A 25,868-nucleotide genomic window follows, 5' to 3' on the forward strand; every position below is an offset into this window, starting at 1 on the left:
CCCGTGGTCGTCGTGGTGTGTTGTTGCCGCAGTTGTTGGTGTCGGCGGTGGAGTCGGCCGGTGATGCGGTGGCGGTGGTGGAGGGTTCTCGGTCGTTGTCGTATCGGGAGCTCGATGCGGTGTCGTCGCGGTGGGCGCGGTGGTTGATCGGTCGTGGGGTGGGGCCGGGGGATGCGGTGGTGGTGGCGGTGCCGCGGTCGCTCGAGTCGGTGGTGGTGTTGTGGGCGGTGGCGAAGTCGGGGGCGACTTTCGTGCCGGTGGATCCGGGTTATCCGGCCGAGCGGGTGCAGTTCATGGTGGCCGATTCGGGTGCGGTGTTGGCGTTGACGGTGGCGTCGGTGGCGCAGGTGGTGGCCGAGGCGGCGGGGTCGGTGCCGGTGGTGGCGGTCGACGAGGTGTCGGTGGCCGCGCAGGTGGGGCAGTTGTCGTCGCGTCCGGTCTCGTATGCGGATCGGGTGCGTTCGCTCGAGCCGTCGGATGCGGCGTGGATGATCTATACCTCGGGGTCGACGGGGCGGCCGAAGGGTGTGGTGGTCTCGCATGCCGGTGTCGGTGGGGTGATTTCGGCCGAGCGTGAGCATTTCGGGGTCGATGGCTCGTCGCGGGTGTTGCATGTGTGTTCGCCGAGTTTCGATGTGTCGTTGCTCGAGTTGGGGGTGGGGTTCTCGGCGGGTGCGACGGTGGTGGTGGCGCCGGCGGGGGTCGGTGGTGGTCCGGATCTGGCGGATGTGATTGCGTCGCAGTCGGTGTCGCATGTGTTCATGACGCCGGGTGCGTTGGGGTCGATGGATCCTGCCGGGTTGGACGATCTGCGTGTGGTGGTCGTGGCGGGCGAGTCGTTCACCCCGGATCTGGTGCGGCGGTGGTCGGTGCCGGGTCGGCGGCGGTTCTTCAATGCCTATGGTCCGACGGAGACGACGATTCTGGCGACCTCGTCGGCGGAGTTGGTGCCCGATGCGCCGGTGGTGATCGGGTCGGCGATCGCGGGGGTGGGGGCGTTCGTGCTCGATGAGCGGTTGCGTCCGGTGCCCGAGGGTGTGGTCGGTGAGTTGTATGTGGCCGGGGCGCAGGTGGCGCGGGGTTATCACGGTCGGTTCGGGTTGACCGCGGCGCGGTTCGTGGCCGATCCGTTCACCCCGGGTGGCCGGATGTACCGGACGGGGGATCTGGTGCGTCGCAGCGGCGATGGGGTGTTCGAGTATGTGGGACGCAGTGATTTCCAGGTCAAGATCCGGGGTTTCCGGATCGAGCTGGGGGAGATCGATGCGGTGTTGTCGTCGGTGCCGGGGGTCGGTTTCGCGGTGACGGTGGGGGCGGCGTTGGCGTCGGGGGAGTCGGCGTTGGTGTCGTATGTGGTGCCCGAGGTGGGGGTGGTGCTCGATCCGGCGCAGGTGCGCGCGTCGGTGGGGGAGGTGTTGCCCGGTTATATGGTGCCGTCGTCGGTGACGGTGCTCGACGAGGTGCCGCTGACGCCGGTGGGGAAGGTCGATCGGGCGGCGTTGCCGGCGCCGGTGTTCGAGGTGGCCGAGTATCGGGCGCCGCGGACACCGGTGGAGATCGCGGTGGCCGAGGAGGTCGCGCAGGTTCTGGGGGTCGAGCGGGTCGGGTTGGACGATTCGTTCGTCGATCTCGGTGGTAATTCGTTGGCGGCGACGCGGTTGGTGGCGCGGTTGTCGGCGCGGTTGGGGTATCGGGTGGCGGTGCCGGTGGTGTTCGAGGCGTCGTCGGTGCAGGAGTTGGCGGCCCGTGTCGATATCGACACCGTCGGTGCCGGGGCCGGGAGTGTGGTGTTGGCGGCGCGGCGGCGTCCGGAGCGGGTGCCGTTGTCGTTGGCGCAGCAACGCATGTGGTTCCTCGGACGATTCGACTCCTCTGCGGCATACAACATTCCGATCGTCGTCCGGCTGACCGGAGATCTCGATGCCGCGGCGATGCAGGCGGCGGTCCGCGATCTCGTCGTTCGGCACGAATCGCTCCGCACCGTCTATCCCGAGATCGACGGTGTCCCGGTGCAGGAGGTCCTCCCGGTCGAGGCGTTCCTGCCGGATCTCCTGCCGGTCGAAGTCGATCCCGACGCCGTGAGGTCCGAGGTCGACGCCGTCCTCTCGACCCGGTTCGACGTCACCCGTGAGGTTCCGGTCCTGGCCCGACTGTTGCGTTGCGGTAGCAGTATCGAAAATGGCCGGGATGCAACGGAACACGTGCTCGTCGTGGTCGTGCACCACATCGCCGCCGACGGAGCGTCGCTCGCGCCGCTGACCCGCGACCTCGCCGCTTTCTACGCCGCACGCGCGACCGGGACCACGGCGGAGTTGCCGCCGCTGGCCGTCCAGTATGCGGATTACGCACTGTGGCAACGGGATGCGCTCGGTGAGGCATCCGACCCGGAATCGGTCGCCGCGCGGCAACTCGACTACTGGCGGCGCGCCCTCGACGGGTTGCCCGACCAGCTCGATCTGCCCACCGACCGTCCCCGGCCGACCGTGCAGTCGCACCGCGGGGGCAGTGTCGACGTCGAGGTCGACGCCCACGTCCACGAGCAGTTGCGCGAACTCGCCGCGCGTCACGGTGCGACCCCGTTCATGGTCGCCCAGGCCGCCTTCGCGGTGATGCTCACCCGGTTGGCGGCGACGCGCGACATCGCGATCGGCACCCCCGTCGCCGGGCGCACCGATCCGCTGCTCGACGACCTCATCGGCATGTTCGTCAACACCCTCGTCTTCCGGACCGTCGTGGACCCCGCCGAATCCTTCGACGAACTCCTCGACCGCAGTCGCGCGACGGTGCTGGAGGCCTTCGACCACGCCGACCTGCCGTTCGAGCGGCTCGTCGAAGCGCTCGATCCGGCCCGATCCCTGGCACGGCACCCGCTTTTCCAGGTGGGCCTGTCGTTCCAGAACCTCGCACCGTCCCGGCTCGACCTTCCCGGTCTGTCCGTCGAGAGTCTGGTCCCCGACACCCGTATCTCGCAGTTCGACCTGCATCTGCTCGTCGGCGAGCGCGTCGACCAGGACGGGCGGTGCGGCGGGCTGGCGGGTCGGCTCACGTATGCGGCCGACCTGTTCGACGAGGAGACCGCCCGCTCGTTCTCGTCCATGTTCACGCGCGTGCTCGCCGCACTCGTGGACTGCCCGTCACGTCCCGTCGGCGATGCCGACATGATCGGAGAGGACGAGCGGGCCCGGCTGCTCGACATCGGCAGGGGAGAGTACCGCCGGTCGGACGCATCCGTCCTTCCCGATCCGTTCCGGGCGCACGCCGATCGTCGCCCGGATGCGATCGCCCTCGTTCACGAGGAAACGTCGGTGTCCTACAGGGAATTCGACGAGCGCGTGAACCGGTGTGCGCGTGCGCTGATCGCGGCCGGTGTCGGCCCCGAGACCCGGGTCGGCCTCATGATCGGACAATCCGTCGAGCTGGTCGTCGCGATGTACGCGGTGTCCGTCGCCGGCGGAGCCTACGTTCCGCTCGACCCCTCTCTGCCGCCCGGACGCATCGCGCAGATCGTCGCGGCCGCCGAACCCGCCGTCGTCGTACGTGCGGGTGGGGCGTCCGCGGCCGTCGATCTCGGCGGTGCCGCGGTGATCGACGTCGATGATCCCGCCCACGCGGGACTGTCCGCAGCGCCGGTGACCGATGCCGAGCGGCTCGCCCCGCTGCGACCGGAGAACATCGCGTACGTCCTGTTCACCTCCGGTTCGACGGGGGTCCCCAAGGGTGTTGCTGTCACCCATCGTGCGATCACCAATCAGATGCGTTGGCTGCGGGAGCGGTTCGACCTCGGACCCGACGACGTGTCGGTGCTGCACACCCCGGCGACCTTCGACCTGTCGGTCTGGGAGTTCTGGGGCTGGTCGACGTGCGGTGGCCGGCTGGTGATCGCCGACCGTGGACGCCACCCCGACCCCCGCGCCATGATCGCCCTGCTCGAACGCGAACGGGTCACCACCTTCCACGGGGTTCCGACGATGCTCGGCATGCTCCTGTCGGGCGTCGAGGATCGACTTCCGCCGACGTTGCGGCGTGTGCTGTCCATCGGCGAGTCCCTGCCCGCCGCGACCGCGCAGGAGTTCGCGGCCCGCAGCGACGCCGAACTGGTCAATCTCTACGGACCGACGGAAGCGGCCGTCTCGGTGACCGATCACCCGGTGACCGACGCCGACGTCCACGGCGTGCCGATCGGGACACCGGTGTGGAACACGGGCGTCCACGTGCTCGACGACCGCCTCGGTGCGGTCCCGCTCGGCGCGGTCGGGGAGTTGTACCTGTCCGGCGAGCAACTCGCGCGCGGCTACGTCGCGCGGGCAGGTGAGACCGCCGGCCGGTTCGTCGCCGACCCCACTGGCAGCGGAGGGCGTCTCTACCGGACCGGGGACCTGGTGCGCTGGGTGACGACCGCACGCGGACCCGAACTCGACTACGTCGGTCGCCGGGATCTCCAGGTGAAGATCCGCGGGTTCCGGATCGAGCTCGGTGAGATCGAGGACGCACTCCGGGCATGCCCCGGCGTCGCTGCCGCGGCGGCAACGGTGCAGCAGGACGCACATCGTGGCGACCGCGTGGTGGCCTTCGTGGTCACCTCGGACGGCACCGCACCGGACACCGCCGCCCTGCGGACCTCGCTCGGCGAACGGTTACCGAACTACATGGTCCCGGCCGACATCCGCGCGATCGACTGCCTGCCGAAGGGGAGCACCGGCAAACTCGACCGGAACGCCCTCCCACTCGTCCCGGCCGCGCCGGCCGAGCACCGTCCGCCCGCCACCACCGTCGAATCCGCCGTTGCGAAGGTGTTCGGGAAGGTCCTCGGCATCGAGTCGGTCGGACGGGACGACGACTTCTTCCGCTCGGGCGGTACCTCGCTGGTCGCGGTCCGGGCGGTCAGCGAACTCGCGGAGGCGCTGGAGCGTCCCGTGCCTCTCGAGTGGCTGTTCGCCCACCCCGTCGTCGCCGAGCTGGCGGAGCGGATCGAACGCAGCGAGCGCGACGGTGAGGAGTCGGCGTCCACGGCGTTCGACGTCGTGTTCCCCCTGCGCACGGGACCCGCCTCCGGTGAGCCGGTCTTCTTCGTCCACCCCGTCGTCGGCCTCGCCTGGGGATTCTCGCGGCTTGCGGAGTTCGTCGACGCCGGTCGTCCGGTCTACGGACTGCAGTCGCCCGCGCTGTCGGGCACCGAGGAGCTTCCCGGATCGATCCGGGAGTGGGCGGCCCTGTACGTGGACGAGATCCGGCGCGCACATCCCGACGGTCCCTACCACCTCGTCGGGTGGTCGATGGGCGGAGTGATCGCGCACGAGATGGCCGTGCAACTGCAACGACACGGGAGCTCCGTCGGCTCCCTCGTCCTGCTCGACGCGCACGTCCCGGCCCCGCTGCCGGAGTCCGTCGATCCGCAGTCGGTGGCCCTCGCGGCGCTGAGCGGTCTCGACAACGGCGACCGCGCGACGCCGCATGTCGGGGATATCACATCGATTCTCGAACGTGTCGAACACGGTGGCGACGTCTTCCCGTCCGTCGAGTCGTTGCTCGCCGGTATCGGCCACTCGTTCGACGTCCTCGAACGGCATCTGCCGGAACGCTTCGAGGGCGACCTGCTCTTCGTGGGGTCGCGGAGTTCGTCGTCGCCGGAAGACGATTCCCGGCGGGACTGGACCGAGTTCGTCACCGGACGGGTGCACCGCCACGACATCGACGTGTCCCACTGGGCGATGACGGGCGAGCACGCGTGTCGCACCGTCGGCCCACTCCTCGCCGCCTGGTGCAACCGCCGCGTATGTCCGAATTGTGAAGCCTACGAGCGCGACTCGACACTCCGTGTCGGCGAGTGAAGTGGCAGCGTCTGTACTACTGTGCAAAACTCGTGTAGTTCGGCGAACGTGATTCGGCAGTCGGGGGCCTGATCACGTCGATGCGCTAGGACGCGTGCCTGTTTCGGCGTGCGTTCATCAGCCGTACCGTCCCCCGGCGCGATCGGGGAGTGGTATGACGACGAATGCGATGGACTTCGACTCGGCCCACTCGGACGAGGGATCCGTTTCCGGGATCCGTACGTCGGGCAGGCCTCGGAGATTGCGCCGCAGCGCACCGACCGCATCGTTGCCCCATCTGCTCGCCGTTGCCGTCGAACGGAATCCGGACGGTATCGCCGTCGTCTCCGAATCCGGCGCTCTCACCTACCGCGAACTCGACGCGGCATCGTCACGCCTTGCACGTCTTCTGATCTCGCGCGGGATCGGTCCCGAGGACCGCGTGGCGCCGTTCCTCACGCGCTCCCTCGAATCCGTCCTCGCGACCTGGGCGGTGGCGAAGACCGGCGCGGCGTTCGTGCCCGTCGACCCCACCTATCCCGCCGATCGCATCGCCTACATGCTGGACGATTCGGCGGTCGGGCTCGTCCTGACCACCGAGGAACACGCCGGCGCTCTGCCCGGTGAGGTACCCGCACTCGTGCTCGATTCGGCCGAGGTGTGCGACGAATCGGCCGGGATGTCCTCGGAGCCCGTCTTCTTCGACGAGCGACGCGGTGTCGTCCGCGCGGAGAACGCGGCGTACGTCATCTACACCTCCGGCTCCACCGGTCGCCCGAAGGGCGTCGTGGTGACGCATTCGGGGCTCGCCAATTTCTGCGCCGAACAGGTGGAGCGCTACGGACTCTCGCCGCAGTCGCGCACATTGCATTTCGCGTCACCGAGTTTCGACGCCTCCGTGCTGGAACTCCTGCTGGCGGTGGGTGCGTCGTCGACGATGGTCGTCGCCCCGCTGACCGTCTTCGGCGGGTCGGAGTTCGCGGATGTCGTGCGGAAGCACGGGGTCACACACGCATTCGTCACACCCGCTGCGCTGGCCTCGGTGGACCCGGCCGGTCTCGAGGTACTCGGCACCGTCGCGGTGGGCGGCGAGGCGTGCCCGCCCGAACTCGTGACGCGATGGGCGCCGGGCCGCCGCTTCCACAACGTCTACGGACCCACCGAGACGACCATCGTCTCGAACATCTCCGAACCCCTCACCCCGGGCGACCGGGTGACGATCGGACCTCCCATCGGCAATGTCGCGGAGACCGTGCTCGATTCGCGACTCCACCCCGTCCCCGTCGGTGTCGCGGGCGAACTCTACACAGCAGGGCCGGGGGTGGCCCGCGGGTATCTCGGTCGCCCCGGGCTGACCGCCGCGCGATTCGTCGCAGCGCCGGGAGGTGCGCGGATGTACCGCACCGGCGACGTCGTGCGCGGACCCGAGACGCCCTCGTCGGGCATCGTCTACGTGGGCCGTAACGACTTCCAGGTCAAGGTCCGAGGATTCCGCATCGAACTCGGGGAGATCGACGCCGCACTCGCGTCGCACCCGGGGGTCGACTTCGCCTTCACCGTCGGCCGCGAGACCCCTGCCGGGGAGACACAACTCGTCTCCTACGTGCACGGCGCCGACGGCCCGCTCGATCCGGGCAGCCTCGTCGAACACGTCGCCGGCGTGCTTCCGACGTACATGGTCCCCGCCGCGGTCGTGCCCCTCGACCGCATCCCGCTGACCCCCTCCGGCAAGGTCGACCGCGCGGCGCTTCCCGGGGTGGGAGCGACCGTCGCCGAATTCCGCGCTCCCGTCACCGCTTCCGAGAAGGCCGTCGCGGACGTCTTCGCCGACGTCCTCGGTGTGGACCGGGTCGGACTCGACGACGACTTCTTCGATCTCGGCGGCAACTCGCTCCTCGCGACGTCCGTCGTCGGCCGCATCCGGGCGCGTCTCGGCGTCACCGTCCGCGCGGCCGCGTTGTTCGACGAGCCGACCGTCGCGGCACTCGCCCGGCACCTCGACGCGGCCGGCTCCGACCGCGCGGTACCGCTCGTCGCCGGCCCGCGACCCGCACACCTGCCGCTGTCCTACGCGCAGCAGCGCATGTGGTTCCTCAACCGCCTCGATCCCGAATCCGCCCTGTACAACATCCCTCTCGCGGTGCGTCTGACCGGTGGACTCGACGTCGACGCGATGCGCGCGGCGTTCGCCGACCTCGTCGAGCGTCACGAGACCCTCCGTACCGTCTACCCCGAGATCGACGGTGTGGGTGAGCAGCGCATCCTCGAACCGGGAGCACGTGTCGTCGACGTTCCGGTCGAGCAGGTGCCCGCCGGTGAGTTGCCGGAGCATCTCGGGCGCGTCGCGGGCCGCGGATTCGACGTCACGGCCGAGGTTCCGGTCCGTGCGCACCTGTTCGCGACCGCACCCGACGAGCACGTGCTCGTCCTCGTCCTGCACCACATCGCCGGCGACGGCACCTCGCTCGCGCCGCTCGTGCGCGACCTCGTCACCGCGTACACCGCACGTGTCGGTGGGCACGCGCCCGACTGGGCGCCCCTGCCGGTGCAGTACGCCGACTACACGCTGTGGCAACGGGAGGTCCTCGGCACCGACGACGACCCCGAATCGATCGCGGGCCGTCAGCTCGCGTACTGGACGGACGCGCTCGCCGGTGTCCCCGAGCATCTCGATCTCGCCACCGACCACGTGCGACCTGCGATCCTCGGCGCGGGCGGCGGTGCCGTGCGCGTCGAACTCGAGGACGACGTCCACGAGGCGATCACCGGCCTCGCCCGCCGAGCGGGAACCACCCCGTTCATGGTCGTGCACGCCGCACTCGCCGCACTCCTCGCGCGCCTGTCGAACACCCACGACGTCGTGATCGGGACCCCCGTCGCCGGACGCTCGGCGCCCGAACTCGACGATGTCGTGGGCATGTTCGTCAACATGCTCGCGCTGCGCACCGAGGTCGATCTCGGCGGCACCTTCGCCGATCTGCTCGAGCAGGCCCGCACCGTCGACATCGAGGCCTTCGACCACGCCGACATCCCGTTCGAGCGGCTCGTCGAGGTGCTCGACCCCGTTCGGTCGCCGTCCCGGCACCCCCTCTTCCAGGTCGGGCTGTCGTACCACAACTTCACCATCGACGCGCTCGAGCTGCCGGGCCTGCGTGTGGAGGCGCTCGACGCGTCGTCCTCGTCGGTCCGCTTCGACCTGCACGTGACGATCGTCGACAAGGGCATCGACGGCGGACCGGGGGGATTCGACATCGAATTCGGCTACGCCACCGACCTGTTCGAGGAAGCCTCGATCCGGCGCATGGTCGACCGCTACCTGCGTATCCTGCGCTCCGTCGCCGAGGACGCCGACGTCGTGGTCGGCGACATCGACCTGCACGAGCCCGACCAGCTCGCCGCGATGCTCGAAGCCTGGGAGGCCGAGCAGCTCGCGGTGGGTCCCGGCCGGACCCTCGCCGACCTGTTCGACGACCAGGCCCGCACGACGCCCACGGCGTGCGCGCTCGTCGACGCGAACGGCGAACTCACCTACGGGGACTTCGCCGACCGGGTCCGACGCCTCGCACGGATGCTGATCGAGCACGGCGTCGGTCCCGAGACGGTCGTCGCGCTCCCGATCCGACGTTCGATCGACCTCGTCGTCGCGATGTACGCGGTCGTCGAGGCCGGCGGCGCGTATCTGCCGCTCGACCCCGACCACCCGCGTGAACGCGTCGAGTACATCCTCGGATCCGCCGACCCCGCCTGCGTTCTCACGACGAGCCGCGACCGCCTCGACCTGCCCGGCGACCGGCCGACCATCGAGGTCGACACCGTCGACCTCGCCGCCTACAGCGGCAAGGAGATCCGCAACGCCGACCGCCTCGCTCCGCTGCGCGCGAGCAACGCCGCCTACGTGATCTACACGTCCGGGTCGACGGGGCGGCCGAAGGGCGTGGTCGTCCCGCACGAGGCGATCGTCAACCAGCTCGTCTGGAAGCGGAAGGAATACCGCCTCGGCGTGGGCGACGCCGTGCTGCTCAAGACCGCAGCGACCTTCGACCTGTCGGTGTGGGAGTTCTGGTCGTCGCTGACCTCCGGCGCGAAACTCGTCGTCGCCGCACCCGACGGCCACCGCGACCCGGCCTACCTCAACGACCTGATCCGTCGTGAGCACGTGACGACCCTGCACGTCGTGCCCTCGATGCTCGATGCGCTGCTCGACGACGCCGACGGGGAACTGCCCGACTCGCTGCGACGGGTGCTCGCGATCGGTGAGGTGCTTCCCGTCGACACGGCCGAACGCACCCTCGAGCGGTCGCACACCGATCTCGTCAACCTGTACGGGCCGACGGAAGCGGCGGTCTCGGTGACCGCGCACCGCGTCACCGAGACGGGGGAGAGCTCGGTTCCGATCGGCGGCCCGATCCCCAACACGCAGGTCTTCGTCCTCGACGAGCGGCTGCATCCGGTGCCCCCGGGAGTGGCCGGAGAGCTCTACCTCGCCGGAACCCAGCTCGCGCGCGGCTACTCCGGCCGTCCGGAGCTGACCGCCGAGCGGTTCGTCGCCAACCCGTTCGGCGACCCCGGCACACGCCTGTACCGCACCGGCGATCTCGTGCGTTGGCGGTTCGACGACGATCAGCTGTCGGGCACGCTCGAGTACCTCGATCGGGCCGACTTCCAGGTGAAGGTGCGTGGTTTCCGCATCGAGCTCGGGGAGATCGAGTCCGCGTTGCGGGCGCTGCCGCAGATCCGCGACGCGGTGGTGACGGTGCAGCACGGCGACCGGATCGTCGCGTTCGTCGTCCCCACCGGCGGAGTCCCCGACATCACGGCGATCCGCGGCGCGCTGGCGCGCACGCTGCCGTCCTACATGGTCCCGCAGGGCTTCGTGACCCTCGACGCGCTGCCGCTCAACGTCAACGGCAAGGTCGACCGCAAGGCACTCCCGGAGGCGGAGGTCGTCACGGCGCCCTACCGCGCACCGCGCACCGGCACGGAGGAGACGGTCGCGGCGGTCTACGCCGAAGTGCTCGGCAGCGACGACCCGGTCGGTCTCGACGACGATTTCTTCGGTATCGGCGGCAACTCGCTCAGCGCGGTCAAGGTCGCCGCGCGCCTGCGCGACCGGCTCGACGCCCACGTGGAGCTGCCGTGGCTGTTCCTGCACCCGGGTGTGGAGGAACTCGCCGCCCGGATCGACTCGCACAGCACGTCCGAGACGGACACGCTCGGCACTGCCGGGCTCGACCCGCTGCTGCCGCTGCGTTCCGGTGGGGACGGTGCACCGGTGTTCTGCATCCACCCCATCACCGGCCTCGCGTGGGGCTTCGCCGGCCTCGTGCCGTACCTCGGCGACCGTCCCGTCTACGGTCTGCAGTCGCCCGCGCTCGGCGAGGCGGGCGACCTGCCCGGCGACATCGACGCCTGGGCGGACGAGTACGTCCGGCTCATCCGGCAGGCGCACCCGCACGGCCCCTACCATCTCGTCGGATGGTCCATGGGCGGCATCCTGGCCCACGCCGTCGCGGTCCGGCTGCGACGGGCGGGGGAGCAGGTCCCGACCCTGGCGATCCTCGACGCCTACCCCGAGACCGGGGCCGCGCGGGCCGACGCGCAGCCCACCGCGGCCACCGCCCCGACGGTCGCGAACGTGCTCGGCATCCCGGCCGAGGGCCCGGCTGCGGAGATCCCCCTCACCGAGCTCACCGCCGAGAGCGCGCAGCAGGTGGTGCAGGCTCTGCCGGCTCCGTTCGACAGCCTGTCCCCGGAACGGATCACCCGGATCGTCGAGGGCGTCCGGCACTCGTACTCGGTCCTCGCGGCGCATCGTCCCGAGGTCTACGACGGTGACCTGACGGTCTTCGTCGCCGAGACCGATCGTCCGATGTCCTCCACCGAGGCCTGGTATCCCTACGTGAACGGGCTGGTGACCACACGTGAGGTGCCGGTCTCCCATTGGGACATGGCCACCAGGAAGGCGTGGGCGGTCATCGGACCCGCCATCGGTCGCCGTCTCGACGAGAGGCGCTGACCGGCCACAACTCGACATCCCGCCACGGTGGGGCGGCCCGCACCGGGTCGTCCCACCGTGGCGTGCGCGTCCACGGCCGTAACATGGCTCCCCGGCCGCCGATGCTCTAATGGGCACATGACTGCCCGGTAACAACCGGGTGGCCGCGGCCGGAACGGGACGTACGAGGGATCGGGACCAGTGGTGAGTGAAGCCTTGCGTAAGGTCGGCGAGCAGGGGGCCGAGGGGAACGGTGGAGCCTCCGGCGACCCCCGATCCGCGGCAGCCGAGCGGCGACGGCCACGCAGACGTCCCGAGCGTCGCGGAGCCAGGGGCGCGCTGCTTCCCCAGCTGATCACCGCGGCCGTCGAACGCGACCCCTCCGCGACCGCAGTGGTCGAGGACGACCGTTCGCTCACCTACGCCCAGCTCGACGAAGCATCGTCGCGACTCGCGCGGTATCTGATCGGCCTCGGTGTCGGTCCCGAGGACGTCGTCGCACTCGCGATCGCCCGGTCGATCGAATCGGTGCTCGCCACCTGGGCGGTCGCGAAGACCGGTGCCGCCTTCGTGCCCGTCGACCCGAACTATCCCGCCGACCGGGTCGAGCACATGACGGTCGACTCCGGCGCGGCACTCGGCCTCACCCTCGCCGAGAACGCACCCGCCCTGCCCTCCGCGACCCGATGGATCGCACTCGACGACCCCGCGATCGCGCAGCAGCTCGCGGATCTTCCGTCCGAGCCCGTCTCGTTCGACGAACGGGTACGGACGCTGCGGGTCGAGAACACGGCCTACATCATCTACACCTCGGGGTCGACGGGACGTCCGAAGGGCGTCGTCGTGACCCATTCGGGTCTGGGGAACTTCTGCACCGAGCAGGTGGAGCGGTACGCCCTGACCTCCGATTCGCGCACGCTGCACTTCGCGTCCCCGAGCTTCGATGCCTCGATCCTCGAACTGTTGCTGGCGATCGGCGTCTCGTCGACTATGGTGATCGCCCCGACCTCCGTGTACGGCGGCGTGGAGTTCGCCGAACTCGTTGTGCGACAGCAGGTCACGCACGCCTTCGTCACCCCGGCCGCGTTGGCCTCGGTCGACCCGACGGGTCTGGACGTGCTCGACTGCATCGTCGTCGGCGGTGAGGCGTGCCCTCCGGACCTGGTGGAGCGGTGGGCGCCGGGACGGCGGTTCTTCAACGGCTACGGTCCGACCGAGACGACCATCATGACCAACATCTCGGACCCGCTGGTTCCGGGTGAGCAGATCACGATCGGTGCGCCCATCCGGAACACCACCGCGCACGTGCTGGACACACGACTGCACGCCGTTCCGGCCGGGGTGACGGGCGAGCTCTACCTGTCGGGTCCGGGCGTGGCCCGCGGATACCACCGCCGGCCGGAGCTGACCGCCGCCCGGTTCGTTGCGGCCCCCGGCGGCACGCGGATGTACCGTTCCGGCGACCTCGTCCGCGGACCCCGGGATGCCGCATCGCCCATCGTCTACATCGGCCGGAACGACTTCCAGGTCAAGGTTCGCGGCTTCCGCATCGAGCTCGGCGAGATCGACGCCGTGCTGGCCTCCTCGCCGGCAGTGGACTTCGCGGCGACGCTCGCGCGGACGGGCCAGTCCGGGCAGGCACAGCTGGTCGCGTACGTGCACGCGGCCCCCGGCGCAACCGTCGACCCGCAGGAACTGTCGGCCCTGGCCGCCGAGCGGCTCCCTGCCCACATGGTGCCCTCGGCGATCGTGCCGATCGACGAGATCCCGCTCTCGCCCACCGGCAAGCTCGACCGCGACGCACTGCCCGATCCGGGGCCGATCGTCACCGAGTTCCGGACCCCGGAAACCGGCACCGAGATCGCCATCGCCGCGGTGTTCGCCGACGTGCTGGGACTCGACTCCACGCGGGTCGGCCTCGACGACGACTTCTTCGATCTCGGCGGCAACTCGCTGGTCGCCACGCGGGTGGCGGCACGGCTGAGCGAGCGCCTCGGCGTGCGGGTGCCCGCCCGTCTGCTCTTCGAGGGTTCGACGGTCGCGCAGCTCGCGGCGCTGGTCGAACCCCTCACCGGTGACGACCGGATCCCCCTCGTGGCCGGGCCGCGCCCCGAGACGATCCCCCTCTCCCTCGCGCAGCAGCGCATGTGGTTCCTGAGCCGGTTCGACACCGCCTCGGCCGCGAACAACATCCCCGTCGCGCTGCGGCTGCGCGGGACACTCGACACCGATGCGCTCGGCGCCGCGGTCGCCGACCTCGTCGAACGCCACGAGACGCTCCGGACCGTCTACCCGGACCACGACGGTGTGGGCAGCCAGCTGATCCTGCCCGCCTCGCAGGCGACACCGGCGCTGCGCGCCGAGGGCGTCACGGAGACCGAGGTGCACGACCGCGTGGTGCGCGCGGTGACGACCGGATTCGACGTCACCGCCGAGGTCCCGCTGCGCCTCGAACTGCTGCGCATCTCGCGCGACGGCGTCGAGGCCGCGTCCGTGGAGGACGAACACGTCCTGATCATCGTCGTCCACCACATCGCCGCCGACGGCACCTCCATCGGGCCGTTCGTGCGCGACCTGGTCACCGCCTACCTCGCACGCACGTCGGGCACAGCGCCCGGTTGGGAACCGCTGGCCGTGCAGTACGCGGACTACACGCTGTGGCAGCGGGCCGTCCTCGGCGACGAGGACGATCCGGAATCGACGGTCTCGAAGGAGATCGCCTACTGGACTTCCGTTCTCGCCGATCTGCCGGATCGTCTCGAACTGCCCACCGACCGGCCCCGCCCGGTCGAGGCGTCGGGTCGCGGTGCCACCGTCGAGTTCGAGATCGAGCCGGCTCTGCACGAGGCCGTCGTCGAACTCGGCCGGGCCGCGGGATGTTCGCCGTTCATGGTCGTCCACGCCGCTTTCGCCGTTCTGCTGTCCCGGATCTCGGGTGCGAGCGACATCGCGATCGGCACTCCCGTCGCGGGCCGCGGCGAGCAGGCGCTCGACGATCTGATCGGCATGTTCGTCAACACGCTCGTGCTGCGGACCACCGTCACTGCCGAGCGGACGTTCGCCGACGTCCTGCGCGAGGTCCGCGCCTCGGACATCGACGCGTTCGCCCACGCCGACCTGCCCTTCGAGCGGCTCGTGGAGGTCCTCGACCCCGTTCGTTCCGCCGGTCACCACCCGCTCTTCCAGGTTGCCCTGTTCTTCCAGAACATGGAGCAACCCGAACTCGCCCTGCCCGGACTGGACGTCGAGCCGGTGGATCTGGGCGGCAGCATCGCCAAGTTCGACCTGCAGCTCACCGTCGGACCGCGGGAGGTCGAGGGACGTCCCGTCGGTATGGGCGCCCAGTTCACCTACGCCACGGACCTTTTCGACGAAACGACGGTGCGGTCGCTCGCCGTCCGCCTCGTGACCGTCCTCGAAGCGCTCACCGGCGACGTCGACACGGTCGTCGGCGACGTCGACCTGCTGGCCGCGCCGGAGCAGCAGACGCTCACCGTCGAGGTGAACGCCACCGAGCGTCCGGTCGCCGCGCAGACCCTGCTCTCGCGCTACCGCACGCAGGTCGCCTCGACTCCGGACGCCACGGCGGTCGTCTTCGGCGACGACGCGCTCACCTATGCGGAGTTCGACGCGCGGGTCAACCGCCTCGCCCGTCACCTGATCTCGGTCGGCGTCGGACCCGAATCGCTCGTCGCGCTGGGCATCCGGCGCTCGATCGACCTGGTCGTCGCCATGTACGCGGTCGTCACGGCGGGTGGCGCCTACGTGCCGCTCGACCCCGATCACCCGGCCGACCGGATCGGCCACATCCTCGACACCGCAGGACCGGTGTGCGTGCTCAGCACCACCGCGGACGCAGAGGATCTCCCGGCCGGTGTCGACACGATCGTCGTCGACGACCCGGCTCTGCCCGATCATCCGGCCGAGCCCGTACGCGAGGACGAACTGCGGGGCACCGTCCAGGCCGCCTCGCCGGCCTACGTGATCTTCACGTCCGGATCCACCGGGCGCCCGAAGGGTGTGTCCGTCCCGCACGAGGCGATCGTCAACCAACTCGAGTGGATGGCCGCGGAGTACGACCTCTCGGCCGACGACGTGTACCTGCAGAAGACCGCCACGACCTTCGACGTGTCGCTGTGGGGCTACTTCCTGCCGCTGCGCACCGGCGGAACGCTCGTCGTCGCGACCCACGACGGTCACCGCGACCCGGCGTACGTGGCCGACGCGATCGTCCGCTACGGCGTCACGCTCACCGACTTCGTCCCGTCCATGCTCACCGTCTTCGCCGCCCACGCCCCGGCGGGCAGCTGCGCCGGCCTGCGCCACGTCTTCGTCATCGGCGAGGCCCTGCCGCCGGAGACCGTGACGGCCTTCCGGCGTCTCGGTGACGCGGCGGTCCACAACCTCTACGGCCCCACCGAGGCCGCGGTCTCGGCGACCTACTGGCCCGCCGAGGACGGCGACCATTCTGTGCCGATCGGCGTTCCCGAAGCGAACGTGCAGGTGTACGTGCTGGATTCGCGTCTGCGTCCCACCCCCGTGGGAACGCCGGGCGAACTGTATCTCGGCGGCGTGCAACTCGCGCGCGGCTACGAGAAGCGCCCCGACCTCACGTCCGACCGGTTCGTCGCGAGCCCCCTCGGGGCGCGGGGGAGCAGGATGTACCGCACCGGCGATCTCGTGCGGTGGCGCCGCACCGCCGACGGTGCCCTCGTCCTGGACTATCTCGGCCGCACCGACTTCCAGGTCAAGTTCCGCGGTCAGCGCATCGAACTCGGCGAGATCGAGACGGCGTTGCTCGGCCGGGCCGAGGTGAGCCAGGCCGTCGCGCTCGTCGTGCCGACACCGACCGGTGAGCAGCTGGTCGCCTACGTCGTGCCGGCACCCGGGCACACCGTCGACAAGGCGGTGCTGCTCGACGCCGTGCGCAGCGTCCTGCCGTCGTACATGGTGCCGTCGGCGGTCGTCGTGCTCGACGCGTTCCCGCTCAACACCAGCGGCAAGCTCGATCGCAAGGCCCTGCCGGAACCCGTCTTCGAGGTCCGCGAATTCCGCGCTCCCCGCACCCCGATCGAGGAGATCGTCGCGAACGTCTACGCCGACGTCCTCGGCGTCGAGCGGGTCGGACGCGACGACCACTTCTTCGACCTCGGCGGCAACTCGCTCGTCGCCACGCAGGTCGCCGCGCGGCTCGGTGCCGCCCTCGGCACGCGCGTCGCGGTTCGGTCGCTCTTCGAACATCCCGTGGTCGAATCCCTCGCGGCCCACATCGAGTCGTCGGCGGCCGGTACCGCAGCCGTCCCGCTCACGGCACGCCCCCGGCCCGACCACGTGCCGCTCTCGCTGGCACAGCAGCGGATGTGGTTCCTCAACCGGTTCGAACCGGACTCGGCGGTGAACAACCTGCCGCTCGTGATCCGGCTGCGCGGATCGCTGGATCTCGACGCCCTGCGCGGCGCGGTCGGCGACGTGGTGCTGCGGCACGAATCCCTGCGGACCGTCTACCCGGAGACCGACGGCATCGCCCACCAGGTCGTCCTCCCGGCGACGTCCGTCGTTTCCGACATCGAACCGTCCGAGGTCGATCCCGCCGACATCCTGGACGAGGTCGCCGCGATCCTCGACGCCGGTTTCGACGTCACCGCGGAGGTTCCGCTCCGGATCCGGCTGCTGCGGGTCGCCGCCGACGACCACGTGCTCGTCGTGGTGCTCCACCACATCAGCGGCGACGGCTTCTCGATGGGCCCCCTCGCCCGCGACGTCATGGTCGCCTATAGCGCCAGAACCGAAGGGCTGCAGCCGAACTGGTCGCCGCTTCCGGTCCAGTACGTCGACTACACCCTGTGGCAGCGGGAGGTGCTCGGCTCCGAGGACGATCCGGAGTCGCCCATCGCCCGCCAGCTCGCCTACTGGCGCGACGCCCTGAAGGGCATCCCGGAGCAGATCGACCTGCCCGCCGATCGTCCGCGGCCGGCGGTCGCCTCGGGCCGGGGTGCGAACACCGCAGTGGAGATCGACGCGCGGACGCACGCGGCACTCGACCGTCTCGCGCGGGAGCGCGGCGCGTCGCTGTTCATGGTCTTCCACAGCGCCCTGGCGGCCGTCCTCGCTCGGCTGTCGGGCACCGAGGACGTCGTGATCGGCGCCCCCATCGCCGGACGCGGTGAGCAACTGCTCGACGACATGATCGGCATGTTCGTCAACACGCTCGTACTGCGGAGCGAGGTGCGCCCCGCCGACACCTTCGCCGATCTCCTCGGACGGGTGCGCGAGAGCGACCTCGGCGCGTTCGGGCACGCCGACCTGCCGTTCGAACGGCTCGTAGAGGTCCTCGACCCGGAACGATCGCAGGCACGCCACCCGTTGTTCCAGGTCGCCCTGACCTTCCAGAATCTCGGGCAGTCCCGCTTCGAACTGCCGGGCCTGGCCGTCGAAGGCTTCGACGTCCCGGTCGCCCACGCCAAGTTCGACCTGCAGGTCACCGTCGTCGAGAGATTCGACGCGGACGGCACTCCCGGCGGCCTCGACGTCGTACTGACCTACGCCGTCGACCTGTTCGACGAGGCGACCATGCGCCTCTTCGGCGACCGTCTCGGCCGGATGCTCGCCGCGGTGGCGACGGATCCCGAGTCCGTGATCGGCGACGTCCCGCTGCTCGACCCGGCCGAGCGCACCGAGGTGCTCGAGGCGTGGAACGAGCCCGGCACCCGCGTCCCCGACGTCACGCTCGTGGACCGATTCCGCGAGGCCGCCGAGGCGCATCCGGATTCGGTCGCCGTGACCTTCGGCGACCGGCAGCTCACCTACGCCGAACTGTCCGCGCGGGTCAACCGCCTCGCGCGCGAACTCGTCGACCGCGGTGTCCGTCCCGACACACTCGTCGGAGTCGCGTTGCCGCGCACGGAGGAACTCGTCGTCGCGCTGCTCGCGGTGCAACAGGCCGGCGGTGGCTATCTGCCGATCGACCTCACCTACCCGGCCGAGCGTCTGACCTTCATGCTCGAGGACGCGGCGCCGGTGTGTGTGCTCGTGGCGGGGGAGCCGGACGCGCTGCCCGCCACCGATGTCCCGGTGATCGACCTCGAACGGCTCGACCTGTCGACGCGGTCGGCCGATCCGCTCTCCGACGACGAGCGCGCGGCACCGCTGCGCAGCGACAACCTCGCCTACGTCATCTACACCTCCGGCTCCACGGGCCGGCCCAAGGGTGTGCAGATCCCGCACCGCACGGTGCTCGAACTGTTCGAGAACACCGCGCCCGCATTCGGATTCGACGCCGACGACGTGTGGACCCTGTTCCACTCCTACGCCTTCGATTTCTCCGTGTGGGAACTGTGGGGCCCGTTGCTCCACGGTGGTCGCCTCGTGGTCGTCGACTACCACACCTCCCGCTCCCCGGAGGACTTCCACGCCCTCCTGCGGCGCGAGAAGGTCACGGTGCTCAACCAGACCCCGTCGGCCTTCTACCAGCTCGCCGAGGCGGACGCCGTCGCGGCCGAGCAGGATCCGGATGCGCAGCCGCTGTCCCTGCGGTACGTCGTGTTCGGTGGCGAGGCACTCGATCTGCGTCGCCTGGCCGGCTGGTATCGGCGGCACGGGGACTCAGGGCGAGCGCCGCGCCTGGTCAACATGTACGGCATCACCGAGACCACCGTGCACGTCTCGCATCTCGAACTGTCCTCCGCCGACGTCGACAACCCGGTGAGCACCGTCGGCCGCGCGATCCCCGGCCTCGGCATCTACGTGCTCGATGCCCGTCTGCAACCCGTCCCGGTGGGCGTGCCCGGCGAGATCTACGTCCGCGGTGGCCAGCTCGCACGCGGCTATCTCGGACGTGCCGAGCTGACCTCCGGGCGGTTCGTCGCCGATCCCTACGGTGCGCCTGGCTCGCGCATGTACCGCACCGGTGACGTCGCCCGATGGAACCCGCGCGGGCAACTCGAATACGCCGGTCGCAGCGACCTGCAGGTGCAGCTGCGTGGCTTCCGCATCGAACTCGGCGAGATCGAGGCGGCACTGACCGGTGTGGAGGGTGTCGCGCACGCCGTCGCGTCCGTGTGGGCGGACGAGCACACGGGGGAGAAGCTCGTCGGTTATGTCGTGCCGCGGGCCGGGCACACGGTCGCCCCGTCCGAGGTGCTCGAGCGGGTGGGTGAGTTCCTCACCGGCTACATGGTTCCCGACGCGGTGCTCGTGCTCGACGAGTTGCCGCTGACCCCGAACGGCAAGCTCGACCGCAGGTCGCTCCCCGCGCCGGTGTTCACCAGCGACCGCGAGTTCCGGGCGCCGCGGACACCCACCGAGGAGGCCATCGCCGAGGTCTTCGCCGACGTGCTCGGTCTCGAGCGGGTCGGCATCGACGACTCGTTCTTCGCCCTCGGCGGCGACAGCATCGTGTCGATCCAGCTGGTGTCCCGGGCGAAGGCGCGCGGCGTCGTGTTCACCCCGCGCGAGGTGTTCGAGCAGCGCACGGTGGCCGGTCTCGCCGAAGTGGCACGCGCCGGAACGGGATCCGAACCGGTGCTGCGCGAACTCGAGGGCGACGGCGTCGGCGAGATCCCGCTCACCCCGATCGTGCGGTACATGGTCGAGCGTGGCGGCGGTTTCGACCGCTACACGCAGACCATCGCACTCGAACTGCCCGCCGGTATCGGACGCAGCGACGTCGTGGCGACGATCGCCGCCGTGGTGGACCGGCACGACATGCTCCGGGCATGCTTGCGGGACAACGGTTCCGGTGATTGGGTGCTGTCGACCTCCGCGCCGGGAAGTGTCGACGTCGACGCGCTCGTGNCGTGACGCGCGTCGAGGTTCCCGCGGATGCCGGCGACGAGCAGTGGGTCGAGATCGCCGCGCGCGAACTCGACGCTGCCGAGGGGCGTCTCGCTCCGGCGCAGGGCATCGTCACGCAGTTCGTCTGGCTCGACCCCGCTGCCGGGGCGACACGGACCGGCCGGCTGATCGTGGTGGCGCACCACCTCGTCGTCGACGGGGTGTCGTGGCGCATCCTGGTGCCCGACTTCGTCACCGCGTGGGCCCAGATCGATCACGGGCAGCAGCCCGCCCTCCAGCCTGTCGGCACGTCGTTCCGCACCTGGGCCCACGCCCTCGTCGACGGCGCCGCCGGACGCGTGACGGAGCTGCCGCTGTGGACGTCCGTTCTCGACGGACCCGACCCGCTGCTCGGCGACCGCCCGTTCGACCCCTCGGTCGACCTGGCGTCGACGGTCGTGAAGGTGCCGGTCCGGGTCGACGCGGCGACCACCGAGACACTGCTGACCACCCTGCCCGAGCTCTACCACGGCTCGGTCAACGACGTGCTGCTCACGGGTCTCGCACTGGCCCTGGCCGAGTGGCGTCGGGCGCGGGGCACGGACGTGCGGTCGGCACTGATCCGTCTCGAGGGTCACGGCCGCGAGGAGGACGTCGTCCCGGGCTCGGACCTCTCGCGCACCGTCGGCTGGTTCACGACGATGTTCCCCGTGCGGCTCGACCTGTCCGACGTCGACCTCGACGACGCGGCGGCCGGTGGTGCGAGCGCGGGTGCGGCGCTCAAGGCGGTCAAGGAGGATCTCCGCCGCGTCCCCGACAAGGGCATCGGCTACGGCCTGCTCCGGTACTGCAACCCCGAGACGTCCGCTCGTCTCGCCACGACGCGCGCCGGGCAGATCAGCTTCAACTATCTCGGTCGGCTCGACGCCGGTGAGGTCTCGACCGACCGGGTGCCGGAACTCGGGTGGCTGCCCGCCGGCGACCTCGGGGACCTGTCCGGAACCGATGATCCCGACGCACCGGCCCTCGCCGCCGTCGACATCAACGCCGTCGTCCTCGGAGGCGAACTCGGAGCGAACTTCGGGTACGCGTCCGGTCTGCTCGACCGCGCCGACGTCGAGGACCTCGCACAGCGCTGGGTGCGTGCACTCGAAGCCCTCGCGGCGCACGCCACGCGCCCGGAGGCCGGGGGACGGACCCCGTCCGACCTGTCGCTGGTCGACGTCACCCAACGCGACATCGACCTGTGGGAGTCGCGGTACCGCGGGGCGGCGGACGCCTGGCCGCTTGCTCCGCTCCAGGCCGGCCTGCTCTACCACGCACTCCTGGCGGAGGGGCACTCCGACGCCTACAGCACGCAGGTGCTCGTGCACCTCGCGGGAGTGGTCGACGCGCAGCGGCTGCGCGCGGCGGCGGACGCGCTGCTGGGGCGCTACCCGAACCTCCGCACGGCATTCGTCGCGAGCGAATCGGGCATCCCCGTCCAGGTCGTCGTCGACGAGGTCACCCTGCCGTGGCGCGAGGTCGACATCCGGGGCGAGGACTCCGCAGTACTCGCCGACGTGCTGCGAGCGGAACAGGCCGTCGCGTTCGACATGGCCGAGCCGCCGCTGATCCGCTTCGTCCTCGTCCGCACGGGTGACGACAGCTGGACCCTCGCCGTCACGAGTCACCACATCCTGCTCGACGGCTGGTCGATGCCGCTGTTGATGAAGGACCTGCTGGTGCTCTACGCGACCCGCGGCGACGCGGGCGTCCTCGGCCGGGCACCGTCCTACCGGGCGTATCTCGAGTGGCTCGCACGCCGCGACCACGAGGCCTCCGTCGAAGCGTGGATGCGCTCGCTCGACGGGATCGAGGAGCCCACCCTGCTGGCCGGGGGCAACACCGACGGCACGGGCGGCACCCCGGAGGAACACCGGATCGACCTCGGTCGTGAACGGTCCGACCTCCTCACGGACACGGCCACGCGGCTCGGCGTCACGGTCAACACCGTGCTGCAGGGCGCCTGGGCCGTCCTGTTGGCCCGCACGACCGACCGCGACGACATCGTGTTCGGCACCACCGTGTCGGGCCGACCCGCGGACCTTCCCGGCGTCGAGGCGATGGTGGGACTGTTCATCAACACCCTTCCGGTGCGGGTGCGCCTCGGCGCCGGTGAGACCGGGTACGATCTGCTCCGCCGCATCCAGGGCGAGCAGGCCGAACTGCTCGATCACCATCACGTCGGGCTTGCCGAGATCCAGCAGCGTGCCGGTACGGGAGCGCTGTTCGACACGCTGCTCGTGTACGAGTCCTATCCGGTCGACCGCAGCGGGATCGAGGCCGCGGGATCGATCGACGGCCTCGTCGTCGCGGGCGTCAACGCCCGGGACGCGACGCACTATCCGCTCACGGCCGTCGTCACCTCCGAGGAAGCGTTGACGCTCGCGTTCAAGTACCGCAGCGACATCCTGGCCGCGGAGGACGTGGCGACGCTGGCCGGCAGGTACGTCCGCATCCTCGATGCGCTCGTCGCCGATCCCGGCTCCTCGGTGGGCTCGCTGCCGTATCTCGACGTGGCCGAGATCGAGGACCTCGCCGACCGGTGGGGCGGACCCGCGCTGCCCGCGGTGCCGCTCGGTGATCTGCTCGCGGAGACCGCTGCCCGCAACCCCGACGGCGTCGCGGTCGTCCACGACGGACGCTCGCTGACCTACGCCGAACTCGACGCCCGGTCGTCGCGACTGGCGAGGCTGCTCGTCGGCCGAGGCGTCGGGACGGAGGACGTGGTCGCGCTCGGACTGACGCGGTCGTTCGACTCGATCATCGCCGTGTGGGCGGTCGCCCGCGCCGGTGCCGCCTACGTGCCGGTCGACCCGAACTACCCGGCCGACCGTGTCGCCCACATGCTCTCCGACTCGGGAGCCGTCCTCGGCCTCACCGTCTCGGCCGAGCGGGACCGGCTGCCCGGCGACGTGCAGTGGGTCGACGTGACCGATCCCGCGACGCTCACCGAGCTGGAGGCCCTGTCCGACGAACCGTTCGCCGCGCACGAGAGGGTCCGTCCGGTCCGAGCGGACAACACCGCCTACGTCATCTACACCTCGGGGTCCACGGGCCTTCCGAAGGGTGTCGTGGTGTCGAACTCCGGACTGGCGAATTTCACTGCGGCGCAACGTGAGCACTACGGTCTGGACGCCGACACCCGGGCGCTGCACTTCGCGTCGCCGAGTTTCGACGCCTCCATGCTCGAACTGCTCCTCGCCGTGGGCGGGGGCGGCACCCTCGTCGTCGCGTCCCCGGGTATCTACGGAGGCAGCGAGCTCGCAGAGCTGATCAGGGTTGAGCGCGTGACGCACGCGTTCATCACCTCCGCGGCGGTCGCCACCCTCGATCCGGAGGGGCTCGACGGGCTCCGGGTACTCGCCGCCGGCGGCGAGGCCGTGCCGCCGGAACTGGTCGCGCGCTGGGCGCCCGGACGAGCGTTCCACAACGTCTACGGTCCGACGGAGACCACGATCGTGACCACGATCAGCGAACCGTTGGCGCCGGGGGATCCGATCACGATCGGAGGACCGATCCGGGGCGTCCGCGCGCTCGTGCTCGACAGGCGTCTGCGGCCGGTGCCGGTCGGCGTGCCCGGCGAGCTGTACATGTCGGGAGTGCAGATCGCACGCGGATATCACCGCAGGCCCGGTCTCACGGCGGAGCGCTTCGTCGCCGATCCGTTCGGATCCGGTGGACGTCTCTACCGCACCGGCGACGTGGTCCGCTGGACCGACGACGGGAAGATCGCCTATGTGGGACGGTCGGACTTCCAAGTGAAGGTACGCGGCTTCCGCATCGAACTCGACGAGATCGACGCCGTGCTGCGACGCGAGCCGAGCGTGGACTTCGCCGTCACCGTCGCCCGCCGGTACGACACCGGCAGTGTCCGCCTCGTCTCGTACGTGACCGCGACGGCCGGTCACGTCGTCGACACGAACGAGCTGCTCCGCGCGGCTGCCCGAGCGTTGCCGCAGCACATGGTTCCCGACGACATCGTCGTGCTCGACGCCGTGCCGCTGACGCACGTCGGGAAGCTCGACCGCGCGGCGTTGCCGGAACCGGAGACACGGACCCGCCCGTACCGCGCTCCGCGTACCCACCTCGAGGAGATCGTCGCGCGGGTGTACGCCGACGCCCTCGACGCCGAGCAGGTCGGTCTCGACGACGACTTCTTCGACCTCGGCGGCAACTCCCTCGTGGCCACCCAGGTGGTCGCGAGGCTGCGCGACGAGACCGGACTGCAGGTCCGCGTCCCGTGGCTGCTGGAGACGCCGGCTGTCGAGGCTCTCGCGTCGCGGCTCACCGCGGCCGTGGACGGAGCGGACGTCGATTCCGCAGGGACCGGGAACGCGGCGTCGGACGTGCTCGTCACGCTGCGTCCGGGCGATGCGACGACACCGGTCTTCTGCTTCCACCCGATGATCGGACTGGCCTGGCCGTATGCGCCTCTGGCAGCGCGACTCGCGACGAGCAGCGCGGTGTACGGCGTACAGACGCCGGCCCTGAGCGAACCCGGCTTCGTCGCGTCCTCGCTCGCCGATCTGGCGCGGAGGTACACGGACGAGATCGTCGCCGCCGCACCCGGCGGCCGATACCGCCTCATCGGGTGGTCGCTCGGCGGTGTGCTCGCGCACGCCGTCGCGGTCGAGTTGCAGGCACGCGGACTGCAGGTCGAGGGCCTCGCCCTCATCGACAGCATCCCGCGGATCGACACCGACCGGTTCGCGACCGAACTCGCGGAGAACCTGCGTGCCTTCGGCGTCTCCGTGGACACCACCGCACTCGACGGCGGTCTTCCGCACGAAGCTGCGGAAGCACTGGTCCGGGCCGTGCCGGACGGGTTGATCGACCTCGACGTGGAGCGGGTGCAGGGCCTGTTCTCCGCGGCCGTGACCTCGCCCGAACTGATCAACGGTCACGACCCTGAGGTGTTCGCCGGCGACATGGAGTTCTTCAGTGCGACGGAGGAGCACCCGACGGAGGCGGACGCCGCAGATCTGTGGCGACCGTTCGTGTCGGGCCGTATCCGGACCCGGTTCGTGCCGGGTGCGCACGGCGAGATGATGGAGCCGTCCGCCATCGAGATCATCGCGCCGGCGCTCGACGCCGCCACACGGGTGGTCGCCGAAAGTGGAGGAGACCGTCGGTCGCGGTAATGTGCACGAACGATTCGTCGATACACGTTGTGCTGCGCCGGACGGCGCGCCTCGGCCCCGCCCGAGGTCTGTAGCCCACGCCCGGAAGCGGGTCTGAGGAGGTTGTCG

3 protein-coding genes and 1 pseudogene are annotated in these 25,868 nt (G+C 70.5%); all 4 read left to right on the plus strand.

Annotated features, from left to right (window positions below):
* The first annotated feature begins 23 nt into the window (after positions 1–23).
* The 4 genes and pseudogenes from ACLBYD_RS05240 (at position 24) to ACLBYD_RS05255 (ending at position 25,760) form a co-directional block, all read left to right on the plus strand.
* Positions 24–5,828 (plus strand): amino acid adenylation domain-containing protein, encoded by a 5,805-nt coding sequence (locus ACLBYD_RS05240; protein ID WP_447815674.1) that lies wholly within the window; start codon positions 24–26, stop codon positions 5,826–5,828.
* A 169-nt stretch (positions 5,829–5,997) separates the two neighbouring features.
* Entirely contained in the window at positions 5,998–11,823 is a 5,826-nt protein-coding gene (locus ACLBYD_RS05245) for an amino acid adenylation domain-containing protein (RefSeq protein WP_447815859.1), read from the plus strand.
* Between the two features lie 333 nt (positions 11,824–12,156).
* A pseudogene (locus ACLBYD_RS05250) lies at positions 12,157–20,298 on the plus strand (amino acid adenylation domain-containing protein); the annotation flags it as partial.
* A gap of 299 nt (positions 20,299–20,597) precedes the next feature.
* Positions 20,598–25,760 carry an amino acid adenylation domain-containing protein gene (locus ACLBYD_RS05255; protein WP_447815675.1) on the plus strand — a complete coding sequence of 1,721 codons (5,163 nt, stop codon included), beginning with the start codon at positions 20,598–20,600 and terminating at the stop codon, positions 25,758–25,760.
* Positions 25,761–25,868 lie beyond the last annotated feature (108 nt).

The sequence above is a fragment of the Rhodococcus sp. C26F genome (assembly GCF_053345925.1).